Source organism: Neomicrococcus lactis (assembly GCF_014200305.1).
Lineage (GTDB): Bacteria > Actinomycetota > Actinomycetes > Actinomycetales > Micrococcaceae > Neomicrococcus > Neomicrococcus lactis.
Genome location: NZ_JACHBL010000001.1, coordinates 939,470 through 952,058, shown reverse-complemented (window position 1 = coordinate 952,058; position 12,589 = coordinate 939,470). Strand labels below are relative to the sequence as shown.

The 12,589-nt window shown below is 58.5% G+C and carries 11 protein-coding genes; 10 read left to right on the top strand and 1 reads right to left on the bottom strand.

Annotated elements, in window-relative coordinates; translation table 11 throughout:
- Nucleotides 1-14 precede the first annotated feature (14 nt).
- The 10 genes from BKA12_RS04375 (at nt 15) to BKA12_RS04330 (ending at nt 12,143) form a co-directional block, all read left to right on the top strand.
- Entirely contained in the window at nt 15-215 is a 201-nt protein-coding gene (locus BKA12_RS04375; protein WP_183640959.1) for a ubiquitin-like protein Pup, read from the top strand.
- A gap of 3 nt (nt 216-218) precedes the next feature.
- Complete coding sequence (pafA, locus tag BKA12_RS04370) at nt 219-1,583, top strand: Pup--protein ligase (protein ID WP_183640957.1); 1,365 nt, start codon at nt 219-221, stop codon at nt 1,581-1,583.
- 85 nt (nt 1,584-1,668) lie between these two features.
- Nucleotides 1,669-2,667 carry an FKBP-type peptidyl-prolyl cis-trans isomerase gene (locus tag BKA12_RS12605; protein ID WP_183640955.1) on the top strand — a complete coding sequence of 333 codons (999 nt, stop codon included), beginning with the start codon at nt 1,669-1,671 and terminating at the stop codon, nt 2,665-2,667.
- Nucleotides 2,668-2,714: 47 nt separating this feature from the next.
- Nucleotides 2,715-3,110, top strand: a complete 396-nt coding sequence (locus BKA12_RS04360) for an FKBP-type peptidyl-prolyl cis-trans isomerase (RefSeq protein ID WP_183640953.1) — start codon at nt 2,715-2,717, stop codon at nt 3,108-3,110.
- 55 nt (nt 3,111-3,165) lie between these two features.
- Complete coding sequence (locus BKA12_RS04355; RefSeq protein WP_183640951.1) at nt 3,166-5,124, top strand: WYL domain-containing protein; 1,959 nt, start codon at nt 3,166-3,168, stop codon at nt 5,122-5,124.
- 86 nt (nt 5,125-5,210) lie between these two features.
- Nucleotides 5,211-5,465, top strand: a complete 255-nt coding sequence (gene tatA / locus BKA12_RS04350) for a Sec-independent protein translocase subunit TatA (protein ID WP_183640949.1) — start codon at nt 5,211-5,213, stop codon at nt 5,463-5,465.
- A gap of 6 nt (nt 5,466-5,471) precedes the next feature.
- Nucleotides 5,472-6,296 carry a twin-arginine translocase subunit TatC gene (gene tatC, locus BKA12_RS04345; protein ID WP_333907834.1) on the top strand — a complete coding sequence of 275 codons (825 nt, stop codon included), beginning with the start codon at nt 5,472-5,474 and terminating at the stop codon, nt 6,294-6,296.
- A gap of 123 nt (nt 6,297-6,419) precedes the next feature.
- Nucleotides 6,420-9,446, top strand: coding sequence for a DEAD/DEAH box helicase (locus BKA12_RS04340; protein WP_183640947.1), 3,027 nt, complete (start codon nt 6,420-6,422; stop codon nt 9,444-9,446).
- 30 nt (nt 9,447-9,476) lie between these two features.
- The gene (locus tag BKA12_RS04335) at nt 9,477-11,075 is read left to right on the top strand and encodes an amidohydrolase (RefSeq protein ID WP_338087427.1); all 1,599 of its coding nucleotides are present in this window, start codon (nt 9,477-9,479) and stop codon (nt 11,073-11,075) included.
- Between the two features lie 321 nt (nt 11,076-11,396).
- Nucleotides 11,397-12,143, top strand: a complete 747-nt coding sequence (locus BKA12_RS04330) for a glycosyltransferase (RefSeq protein WP_183640946.1) — start codon at nt 11,397-11,399, stop codon at nt 12,141-12,143.
- Nucleotides 12,144-12,234: 91 nt separating this feature from the next.
- Here BKA12_RS04330 and BKA12_RS04325 read toward each other — a convergent pair whose 3' ends face one another.
- A complete protein-coding gene (locus BKA12_RS04325; protein WP_183640944.1) occupies nt 12,235-12,588 on the bottom strand; it encodes an RNA polymerase-binding protein RbpA in 354 nt (117 codons plus the stop codon).
- Nucleotide 12,589: the final 1 nt, after the last annotated feature.

Sequence of the window (12,589 nt, the reverse complement as noted above, 5' to 3'; positions counted from 1 at the left end):
AAAGGTACGCAACGATGTCACAAGAACAAATCAAGCCTCAGCCGCAGAAGCAGGACGAGGTCGCTGAGCCGGGAATCCCGACTCCAGCCCCAGCATCCGCTGCCACACAGGCACAAGTGCAAGAAGTTGACGACTTGCTTGCTGAAATCGACGGAGTGCTAGAAACCAACGCCGAAGAATTCGTGCGTGGCTTCGTGCAAAAGGGCGGTCAGTAAGTTTTGGATCGTCGCATCATTGGCATTGAGACCGAATATGGAATTGCGCACTCGCACCCGGGTGCTCGTTCCATCACGCCTGAAGAAATCGCTCGCTACTTGTTCAAGCCAGTAGTGGAGTGGGGGCGTAGCTCGAACGTCTTTCTGACCAATGGTGCCCGCTTGTATTTGGACGTGGGATCCCACCCCGAATATGCAACAGCTGAGTGCGATGACCTCTTGAGCCTCATCGCTCAAGACCTCGCCGGCGAGTCCATCATGCGGGACCTCGTGAAACGCGGAGAGGAGCTCATGCATGCCGATGGCATCCAAGGCTCTATTTATCTCTTCAAGAACAACTCCGACTCGGCCGGAAACTCCTTTGGCTGCCACGAGAACTACATGATCCCGCGCAAGCTCGAGTTCTCTCGCTTGTCTGAGCTCATGATCCCGTTCCTCGTCACGCGCCAGCTCATTTGCGGCGCGGGCAAGGTCAATGTGGCGGGGGAGTACTTCGGATACAACTTCTCCCAGCGCGCTGATCATGTGTGGGAAGGCGTTTCAAGCGCCACCACGCGCTCCCGTCCCATCATCAACACGCGCGACGAGCCGCATGCCGATGCCGAGAAATACCGTCGCATGCACGTGATTGTTGGCGACTCAAGCATGTCCCAGACCACGCAGCTCGTGAAGGTCGGGGCCACCGATTTGGTGCTGCGACTCATTGAATCCGGTGCGATTCTCGGCGATTTGAAGCTCGAGAACCCCATTCGTTCCATTCGTGAAATCTCTCGTGACCTGACCGGACAGCAAGTGGTTCGGTTGGCATCCGGGCGCACCATGACGGCCCTGGAAATCCAGCGCTTCTTCCTCAACGCCGTGACTGCCTTTGTAGAGAAGAACGGTGCGCACCACGATCACGTGTCCCGTGTTCTCGAAATTTGGGGTCGCGCTCTCGACGCTATCGAGACGCAGAACTTCTCTTTGATTGACCGAGACATTGACTGGGCTATCAAGAAGCGCCTCATTGATTCCTACATGGCCAAGAACGGTGTGGAACTCAATTCGTCTCGCGTGGCTCAACTGGACCTGACCTACCATGACATCTCATTGGAACGCGGCTTGTTCCATGTAATGGAGCGCCGTGGGGCTGCCACTCAAGTGGTGGATCCACAGAGCATCGAAGAGGCGAAAACCGTTGCCCCTCAAACCACGCGCGCCAAGATTCGCGGTGAATTCATGAAGGTGGCACGGGCCTCCGGCCGAGACGTGACTGCTGATTGGCTGCACTTGAAAGTCAACGACGCTCAAGGCGCCACCGTGGTCTTGAAGGATCCTTTCGAGACAGAAAATGCTGCGGCCACTGAACTTATCGATGCCTTGCGGTAGCAGTGCTGCTCAGGTCATACACAGTTTTGGCCGCTACGCTTAATGAGGCCTTTGGCCGAAACCGTCCCCGTCGAAAGTTGTTTTTGTGCGAAAAGTTCTCGCTTCCGCCGTCGTCATTGGAATGTTGTCCCTGACGGCTTGTGCTGCCCAGGAGACGAAGACCGCAGGCAATCCCACGCCATTGAACTCCGTGGAGATCACCTCGCCTAGCGCGAATGCCACCACTCCACCCGCCGTGAAATTCGATACCCCGCTCAAGGCCACCGAGGCCGGCGCCAAGGTGATCAAGAATGGCGAAGGTGCAGAGATCAAAGCGGGACAGCTAGTTTCCTACAAGCTCGCTGGATACAAGACCGAAGATGGCTCCGAGATTGGCAACACCTTTAGCCAGGCCGCTAATCAGATTGAGTTGAGCGAAGAACTTAAGGCTGCTGACCCTGAGATTTACAACGTTTTGGTAGGTAGCAAGGTCGGCTCATGGATCGCCTACACGCGTCCCACCGAGGCAGCTGCTGAGTCCTCCGTCGCGCCGAGTGGTTCCGCCGATGCTTCAGGTAGCGCATCCGGAAGTGCTTCGGCATCTGCCAGCGCTTCTCCAGAAGCTACTCAGGTGCTGATCATGGAAGTGACTGCGGCCCAGGATCCTGCCAAGAAGATGTCTGACGAAGATGTGAAGAAGCTTTCTGACGAAGGCGCTCTTCCTACCGTGAAGACGGATTCCAAGGGCAAACCAACCATCACCATTCCTGAAGGCAAGGAAGCTCCTAAGGACCTCGCAGTTCAGGTCATCACGGAAGGCACCGGCGATGTAGTTGCCACGGAAACCTCGACGGTGACCGCAAACTACACGGGCGTTCAGTGGTCCAACGGCGAAGTCTTTGACTCGAGCTACGACCGCGGCGAGCCTACTTCGTTCGGCCTTGACCAGGTGATCCCGGGCTGGACCCAGGGCCTCACCGGTATGAAGAAGGGTGCAAAGGTCATGCTGACCATCCCTTCGTTGATGGCTTACGGAGACTCCGGCGCTAACGGCCGTCCGGCTGGCCCGCTGGTGTTCTACGTGGACATCACCGACGTCAAGTAATCTTGCCTGCGTAGCAAAGTTAGAACACCACCCACTTAGGAGTGAACATGTCCTTCGGTCAGCGTGAATACGATCGCCAGAAGCCAGAAATCGAGTTCCCGGGGGAGAACCCACCGGAAGAACTCGTCATTGAAGACATCATCGTGGGCGATGGTGCTGAAGCAGTTCCAGGGAAGACCGTTTCCACTCACTACGTGGGTGTTGCTTGGTCCACCGGCGAAGAATTCGATGCTTCGTGGAATCGTGGCGCACCACTTGATTTCACCGTTGGCATCGGCCAGGTTATCCGCGGTTGGGATCAGGGCCTCTTGGGCATGAAGGTCGGAGGACGCCGTCGTCTGGAAATCCCTTCCGAGATGGCTTATGGCTCCCGTGGCGCCGGCGCTGCTATTGGCCCGAACGAAGCGTTGATCTTCGTGGTTGACCTCGTCGACGTGCGCTAATTTCGAAGGCGTAAATAAGCCTAGTCAGGCACGGATCCCTAGTAAGGTGGGATCCGTGCCTGCTGATTTAACTGAGGTTTTAGTAAGCCTCGTCTATACGCTGCTCAGCAAGAAGAACGGCTTCTCTGCTGAGTATTTGCGAACGCGCGTTGATCGTTACAAGGGCCTCGAGTCCGAGACCTTCAAGCGCTACTTCGAGCGCGACAAAGAAGAACTTGAACGCCTGGGAATTCCCATCGAGACAGTCATTCGCGAAGACGCGGCCGGCACCAACACCACGTACTACCGGATCTTGCCGGAGAAGTATCGCCTCGAAGAAATCGAGTTCACCCCGCCAGAGGCCGCCGCTATTGCCATGGCCGCCAGCTATTGGGGTGAAGATGCTTTGGGTAACGCCGCTCAGCGAGCTCTCGCTCGACTGGGCGTGGCAGCCACTGAACTCGACAACTCGGTTTTTGAGCCACGTGTCTCGAGCTCGGAGCCGGCCTTCGGGCAGCTTCTGGATGCCATCACGGAACGCTTCGCAGTCACCTTCACGTACGCCAATCCCGTGGGGGAGCAAAGCAAGAGAGTGATTGAACCGTGGGGCCTCGGCCAGCGTTTCGGTCACTGGTACGTCACGGGCTTTGATCGCGATCGTGAAGCTCAGCGCATCTTTCGGCTTTCGCGCATCCTCGATGAGGTCAAACGCGTTGACGGTGCTCCTACCGTCGATCGCCCAGCCCAGTTCTCGATGAGTGAAGCGCTCAATCGTATGAAGCTGGATTCAGTCACGAGCACCGCCACGTTGCACCTGCGCGAGGGTCGCGGCTACGCGCTACGCACACGTGCCGAGGAAATTCAGGCTCTCGACGAGTCATGGGACATCGTCAAAGTCTCCTACGTGAACCTTGAGGACATGGCCAAAGACGTGGCCGCGCTCGGAAGTAATGTGCGTGTCCTCGAGCCGACAAATCTGAGGCGCGCTGCGGCGTCGTTATTGGAACGAGCCCTTCAAGCGCACCGCGAGCCGGTGCCCGCTTACGAACTGGGTAAGCCGAAGAAAGCCGCAGGCAAAGTGCCAGAGACGGTCAAGGTCGCCCGCGCGCTGGACATGGTTTCCTTCATTCATGATCGCGGCGGCGCGACCTTCGGGGAGCTTCAAGAGCGCTTTGACCTGGATCGCAAAGCGCTGCAACGCGAGCTGGACCGGCTCTCGCTCTGTGGTCTACCTGAAGGTCTGCCGGATGAGCTTCTTGACGTGATCATCGACGATGACTACGTCAACATCGAAAATGCCGAGCACTTGAGCCATAAGGTGCGCTTGAACTTGGCAGAGGCTTTTTCGCTCATGGTGGCGCTGGATCTCATGAGCGCGGTGCCCGGGGTCGGCGACGATTCCGTGGTGGCGAGTGCGCGCGCCAAGATTGAGGTCGCGACGGGTCACTTCAGTAACTTGTCCAACGCCGTGACCGCACGGTTTGTGGCGAGCGAAGAGCCGGAGCGCTGGGCGCAGCTGCATGATGCGATTGAACATCATCGGGTGGTCAAACTTCACTACATCGTGGGTGGCCGCGACGCCCTGACCGAACGCGTCATTTGGCCGGTGCGCCTCAAAGAACAGACCGGCCGCATTTACCTCCAGGCCTGGTGCACCACGGCGAATGCCCCGCGCGTCTTCCGCATGGATCGGGTGCGTTCGCTGACGGTTCAGGATGAACATTTTGAGCACGACGCCGCCGAGCTGGCTAAGGTGCCCACCGAACTGTATTCGCCGCTTGCGAATGCAGACTTGATTGAGGCGAAATTTGCGGCGCGCTTGCGTCCTCTGTTGCCGGAATTCTCTCCGACCAGAGTGACCACGAAACGGCCGGACGGTTCCGTGATCGCCGAAATCTCCAGCGCGGGGGACCAGGCGATGCGAGATCTGGTGACCTCGCACGCGGGACATTTTGAAGTGATTGCGCCCGCCGAAGAACGCGCGGAAATCATCGAATGGCTTGAGATTGCACTGGCGACGCACGCCGAGAGCTGAATCACAACACCGTTACACCACGGAGCGCGTACGTTATTTAGACATAGCTTTGTGGCGTAAACTGAATACGACGAAAGGACTGCGCAATGGGTGGACTTCAGGGATGGCATTTGGTCATCATCATCGTTTTGGCACTTTTGCTTTTTGGCGCGCCAAAACTTCCAGGACTAGCTCGCTCGATGGGCCAGTCGCTCCGCATCTTCAAGTCTGAAGTACGTCAGATGAAGGACGAAGATCAAAAGGACGGCGTGGACTCAGATGGAACCCGCGCCAAGAACGGCGAAACCGTTCAGGGCGAAGTTCTTGACCCTGAGCGCAAGCGCGACACCCCTAACCTCTAAGTCTCGGTGGCCTCGCGTAAAGAGCGTGTAGATAACCCCGAAGGGCGGATGGCCCTTAAGGAGCACTTGATTGAGCTCCGCAACAGGCTATTCGTCTCTCTGGGTGCGCTTCTTGTTACAACGATTGCCGGGTTCTTCCTGTATTTCCCGGTATTGGACTTGCTGATTCAGCCTGTCAAGAGCTTCGGCGGCGAAGTTAACTTCACCACCGCCGTGTCGCCTTTTGACACGATGATCCAAGTTTCCGTCTTCTTGGGCGTCGTGCTCTCGGCTCCAGTGTGGCTTTATGAAGTGTGGGCATTTATTGTCCCGGGTCTACACAAGAACGAGAAGCGGTATGCCCTCGGCTTCATCGCTGCAGCGTTGCCGCTGTTCCTGTTGGGCTTGTACTTGGGATTCTGGGTACTGCCTCATGCGTTGCAGTTCTTCATGGGTCTAACGCCTGGAAACGCCACGAACATCATTGGTATCGACGTTTACTTGCCGTTTGTCCTCCGACTTCTCTTGGCCTTCGGCTTGGCCATGATCGTTCCCGTCCTGATGGTCGGTATGAACATGATTGGTATCTTGCCGGGCAAGGTGATCGTCAAAAACTGGCGCATCACGGTCTTCCTGATCTGCTTGGTTGCAGCAATGGCCGCACCAGGCGGCGACGCGCTCACCATGTTTGTCTTGGCCGGTCCGCTGCTGTTGCTCTTCTTCGGCGCCACCGTCTTCTGCTTGGTTCGTGATAAGCGTGTTGCAAAGAAGCGCGCCACTCAAGAAGCAGAGAATGAGCGCATGGCTAAAGGCCAAGGTTCCAGCCTTCCGGCACCGGAAGCAATTGACTAACTAGCCGCGGCCCGCGAGTGAATCCCCTCAACCTCGCGTGGCCACGGGTAGGGTCAAACTACAGCGATCACTTCATGGATCGCGCACACATCAGGTCCTCGCCCGGACCGGAAAGGGAAACACATGTCCTCTCCGGCCGAAAGGTACGCAGCTGCGAAAAAACGCGCTGCTGAAGCCAAAACCGAACTGTACGGTTTCCGCCAACAACTCTCTTTCGAGCTTGACGATTTTCAGATTCAAGCCTGCACAGAACTCGAGAAGGGCCGCGGCGTTCTGGTTGCTGCACCGACTGGTGCCGGTAAGACCGTCGTCGGTGAGTTTGCTGTTTATCTTGCTCTCAAACGGGACGGAAAGTGTTTCTACACCACCCCCATCAAGGCGCTCTCTAACCAGAAGTTCCAGGAATTCGTGGAGAAGTACGGCGCAGACCGCGTAGGCCTGCTGACCGGCGATACGTCCATCAATTCCGAAGCCGACATTGTTGTCATGACCACCGAAGTGCTGCGCAACATGTTGTACGCAGACTCTGACACGCTTCGCGGCCTGTCCTTCGTAGTGATGGATGAAGTCCACTATTTGGCGGACAAGTTCCGTGGCGCCGTCTGGGAAGAAGTCATCATCCACTTGCCACAGACCGTGCAGGTGGCATCGCTGTCCGCGACAGTTTCCAATGCCGAAGAATTCGGTGGCTGGCTCGACGCCGTCCGCGGCGACACTGCGATTATCGTGTCCGAGCACCGCCCCATTCCGCTGTATCAGCACGTCATGGTGGGCGGACGCATTGTTGATCTTTTCGCTGAAGATGTCTCCTTCGACGAAGCCGGCACGGAGCAACGCCGTGAGTCCCTGACGGTGAATCCAGAGCTGCTGCGCATTGCCCGTCATGACCGTGCCACCACACTGACGCGGAGTGGCCGTGGCGGATCGTCCCGCCGAGACCGTGAAGAATTCCGCGCCTCGCGTGGTGGAAAAGCGTATGACCGTTCCCGGAACGGGGGACGCGGAGGCGGTCGCGGAGATGACCGTGGACGCCCTGGCAACGATCGTCGCTATGACAAGGGCGAGCGCGGCAATTCGTGGGAGGCCACTGAAGAGTCCCCACGATTCAACGTGTCGCGTCCGCAGATGATTCGTGCGCTCGACAAAGCAGGACTGCTCCCAGCCATTGTCTTCATCTTCTCCCGTAAGGGTTGCGACGGAGCGGTGAGCCAATGCGTCCGTTCCGGACTCAAGCTCACGACTGATCGCGAGTCTCGCGAGATTGCCGCCATCGTCGACGACGCGGCAAAAGACCTCAACCCGAGCGACCTCGATGTCCTCGGCTTCTGGTCATGGCGCGACGGCCTCATCAATGGTTTCGCCGCCCACCACGCAGGCATGCTTCCCGTCTTCAAGGAAGTCGTGGAGAAGCTCTTTGCTGAGGGCTACATCCGCGCCGTTTTTGCCACGGAAACGTTGGCGCTCGGCGTCAACATGCCAGCCCGCTCTGTGGTCCTTGAAAAGCTCGTGAAGTTCAACGGTGAAGAACACGTACAAATCACCCCTGGTGAGTACACACAGCTGACTGGCCGAGCTGGCCGACGCGGCATCGACGTGGAAGGCCACGGCGTGGTGCTGTGGCAGCCAGGCACAGACCCTGCCGCTGTCGCCGGTCTTGCCTCGAAGCGTACGTACCCGTTGAACTCGAGCTTCCGCCCTACCTACAACATGAGCCTCAACCTCACGGCGCAGTTCGGCCGTGAACGCGGTCGCGGGATCCTTGAGTCGTCCTTCGCTCAGTTCCAAGCCGACCGATCCGTGGTTGGCCTTGCACGCAAGGTACGCAGCCGCGAGGAGTCTTTGGCTGGCTACGCGGAGTCCATGCAGTGCCATCTCGGAGACTTCTCGGAGTATGCAGAGCTGCGCCGCCAATTGAGCAATGCTGAAAAGAACGCAAGCTCTTCGGAACGCAGGATTCGTAGGGGAGCGGCAGCCGCAAGCCTCGAAGGTGTTTCGAGAGGCGACGTTCTCCTCGCAAAGGGACCACGCGGCGTCGTACGTTGTGTAGTCATTGAGACTTCGCAGTCTTTGCGGGACCCACGCCCCACCGTGCTTACGGACGACGGCAAGATCAAGCGATTGAGCCCCATGGACATCGACGGGCCCGTGGTGATCCATGAGCGTTTGCGCATGCCCAAGAACTTCACGGGCCGTTCGCCGCGCGAGCGCCGCGACCTCGCATCAAGTCTGCGCAACCTCCTGCAAGACAAGCGCCCCCCGAAGAACTTTGACCGTGCGTTCAAGTTCTCTGGTTCCGAGCAATACGACGCCGAAATCGCGCGTCTTCAGAGGGCACTTCGCCAGCACCCATGCCACGGCTGCTCGGACCGAGAGGACCATGCTCGCTGGGCCGAACGCTGGTGGACGCTGCGCAAAGAAACGGACCAGATCAAGGCTCAAATTGGCGGCCGCACCAACACCATCGCGAAAACCTATGATCGTGTGTGCGCCGTGCTTAACCACTACGGCTATTTGAAGCTCGATCACGAACTCGACAACGAAGGCTACTTGGGGCTCAACAACCCCGGTGGTGCAGCAGAGGAATCTGCAGCAACGGCGGAGGCCGCTTTGGCTGCCGATGGTGCCGCACTGATTTCTCAGGCCGGGCAGCGCTTGCGTCGTATCTACGGCGAACGCGACATGCTCACTTCGTTGGTTCTTGAATCCGGCGTGCTGGAAAACCTGGATCCAGAAGAACTCGCCGCGTTCATCACCACCCTTGTTTTCCAGGCCAAGCGCGAAGAACGCTTGGTGGATGTCAAGCTTCCTAGCCCAGCCATCCACGACGCGTGGGACATCACCGTCCGCGAGTGGTCTGAGCTGACTGATTTGGAAGAAGTACACCATTTGCCGCAGACGGCCGCCCCTGAGCTGGGCCTCGTCTGGCCCATGTTCCATTGGGCGCGCGGCAAGGATTTGCGCGATGCGCTCAACGGCACTGACCTCGCTGCCGGCGACTTTGTCCGGTGGGCCAAGCAGGTCATCGATTCGCTCGACCAGCTCGCGAAGGTGCCCGGTCTTTCGCCGAAGTTCGCCAAGACCTGCCGCAAGGCAGTAGATCTGGTGCGCCGCGGCGTCGTAACCCATACCGGCTTAGGTGAAGTGGACTAAGCCACCTAACGAAAGTGATGCAAGAAAAAAGTGAGTGAGATTTCGCTGTACCGCAACGGTTCCGTCTATTCGACCGTGGACCCGTATGCAACCGCCATGATCGTGGAGAACGGTCAAGTAGCGTGGATTGGTGGGGAAGCGGCCGCGGATTCGCTACAAGATGCGCGCATGAATGTGATCGACCTTGACGGCGCCTTGATTACGCCGGCGTTCGTGGATTCGCATGTGCATGTCACGGAGACCGCGCATTCCATCTCTGGTCTTGACCTCGGCTCTGCGCGTAGCGTCCAGGACGTTTTGGATGGCGTTTCCGCGCATGCAGCTCAGCATGAGCGCGTCGTGGGACGTGGCTGGGATGAATCCGGCTGGGACGAAGCCCGTGTGCCGTCCGCTGAAGAACTCGAGCGCGCTTCGGGCGGCAAGGATGTGTACCTGACCCGCGTTGATGCACATTCCGGAATCGCCAGCGCTGGCTTTGCCGCCAAGCTGGGCCTTCCCACGGACACCGGTTCGCTGACCGGCGAGCAGCACGTGGCTGCACGTCAGTCCATTGCCAACTACACCGCCGCCGAGCGCGCACAGATGCAGAAGTTGGCTCTGGAGCATTTCGCTTCGCGTGGCTTTGCCGCCGTCGTGGAGAACGCCGCGCCTCACATTGCTGGCTGTGAAGACCTCGAATCTCTGGCAGCACTGACTCGCGAATCAGGGGAGAGCCTTCCCACCGTGTACGCGCTGTGGGGCGAGCTGGCTCGCGACGAACAGCACGCTCGCGAACTCGTGGACTCTTTCGGACCTGGCGTGGTGCGCGGCCTCGCTGGCGACCTGCGGATCGATGGATCGCTCGGTTCCCGCACGGCCGCTTTGCGCGAGCCTTACGTTGACGCACCCGGCGAGACCGGCCAGTTGTACGTTTCCGCGGACGACGCCGCAGCTCACTTCGTTGCTTGCACCTTGGCCGGCGTCCAGGGCGGCCTCCACGTCATCGGTGAACGTGGCTTGGACGTAGTCATCGAGGCGCTTGAGAAGGCTGCCGGAATTGTGGGAATTGAGAAGCTCAAGGGTGCTAATCACCGTCTTGAGCACGTGGAGATGGCCGACGACGCCCACATCGAAGCGCTCGCGAGTTTCGGCGTGACGGTGTCCATGCAGCCGCTCTTTGACGCCTACTGGGGCGTTCCCGGTGGAATGTATGAGCAACGCGTTGGCGCAGAGCGCGCGTCCATCATGAACCGCGTAGGAACCATGCTTGCTGCTGGCATTCCGGTGACCTTCGGATCCGATGCGCCAGTGACCAATCACAGCCCGTGGGAAATCGCGGCCGCGGCGTTTAACCTGCACGCCTCGAGCGCTCGGATTTCGTCGAAGGCTGCGTTCATTGCCCAGACTCGTGCTGGCTACCGTGCGGTGCGCGAAAGCAACCCGTTGCTTGGCCAGTTGGGTCCAAGCTCGCCAGCGACTTTTGCAATCTGGGAGCCGTGGGAGCTTTCCGTCCAGACGCCAGATGAGCGCGTCTCGGCATGGAGCACGGACACGCGCGCAGGCACGCCAGTGCTGCCAACTCTTGAGCACGGAAGCCCTGAGTGCCTCCGGACGGTCAAGAACGGCGTCACGCTGTTCGATAAATTGTAGAAGTAATAGACTAAATCCCATCGCCACGCCGTGGTGACTAGGTGGTATTTACTTATCACCTAGTCAGCCAAGGGTTGACAGGCTCCACAGAGCCACTAATGTGGAAGTTCACGGGAAGCCTTTTTGGCTTTCCAAGCTGGAAAAAGCCAGCAATCTACGAGGAAGTCCGCGGAACCTTAGAAAACAAGTTGTGTCACACTGTCACGCCTTGGCCCGAAGTTTCGCGGACTCCCTCGTTTCAACCTGTAGGGTATCTAGTGCCCTGTCTTGGTTTAACGCTGCCGGGCGAAGTGTATTTGTCTCATCAGGAGGATTCCGCCCGTGCGGGTACTGACGATTATTCCCACCTATAACGAGCGGGAGTCTTTGCCGATTACCGTGAACCGTCTTCGCGCCGCTGCGGCCGACGTTCATGTCCTGATCGCCGATGACAATTCGCCGGACGGCACCGGCCAGCTGGCCGATGAGATGGCTGCACAGGACTCCAACATCCATGTCATGCACCGCAAGGGCAAAGAAGGACTGGGCGCGGCGTACATCGCCGGCTTCCGTTGGGGACTCGATCGCGACTACGACGTCCTGGTAGAGATGGACGCCGATGGCTCCCACCAGCCAGAACAGCTCCCACGTCTTTTGGCGGAGATTCCTCGCGGCGCCGACTTGGTCATTGGTTCCCGCTGGGTGAAGGGTGGCTCCGTGGTGAACTGGCCACTCCACCGAAAGTTCATCTCCCTGGGTGGCAGCCAGTTCTCCCGCATCATGTTGGGATTGAAGCTGCGCGACATCACGGCCGGCTATCGCGCCTACACCGCTGACACCCTCCGTTCTATGGACTTCAACGAGATTGATTCTGTGGGCTACGGATTCCAGGTGGACATGACCTTCCGTGTGGCACGTATGGGCCGCCGCATCGTGGAAGTTCCCATCACCTTCGTGGAGCGCGAACTTGGCGTCTCCAAGATGAGCGGCAACATTGTCACCGAAGCCATGGTGAACGTGGTTCGTTGGGGACTTTCTGCACGTGCAGAAACCCTGAGCGCCAAGATCAAGTCGAAGCTCGGCAAGTAGTACGTAGCCGACACATACGCAAAAGGAAGGCCAGGGCGAAATGCCCCGGCCTTCCTTTATTGCTTCTTTAGCTACCTACTGCAGAGAAGTCTTACTTCTTTGCAGAAACCTTTTCCCCGCGCGATTCGCGAAGCTTGTTGAGGCGGTCCTCAAGAATCTGCTCAAGCTCGTCTACAGAACGACGCTCCAACAGCATGTCCCAGTGCGTACGCACTGGCTTTTCGTTGCTATCAACTGGCTTTTCGCCATTGACAAGAACGGCTTCCTTGCCGGTCTTAGAGGTCCACGTCGGCGGAATCTCAGCCTCGGCTGCAAACATCACGAAGACCTGCTCTCCGTCTTCGCAACGGTATTCAACGCGCTGGCGTGGAGCTGGTTCTACGCCAGCTTCCGTCTCCATGCTCTGTGCGCCAAGACGCATACCTCGCAAACTGCGATCGCTCACT

Excerpts from the sequence above, each read along its gene's own strand:
- BKA12_RS04375 (WP_183640959.1), top strand. The coding sequence starts at position 15 with ATGTCACAAGAACAAATCAAGCCTCAGCCGCAGAAGCAGGACGAGGTC.
- BKA12_RS04360 (WP_183640953.1), top strand. The coding sequence starts at position 2,715 with ATGTCCTTCGGTCAGCGTGAATACGATCGCCAGAAGCCAGAAATCGAG.
- tatA (WP_183640949.1), top strand. The coding sequence starts at position 5,211 with ATGGGTGGACTTCAGGGATGGCATTTGGTCATCATCATCGTTTTGGCA.
- BKA12_RS04340 (WP_183640947.1), top strand. The coding sequence starts at position 6,420 with ATGTCCTCTCCGGCCGAAAGGTACGCAGCTGCGAAAAAACGCGCTGCT.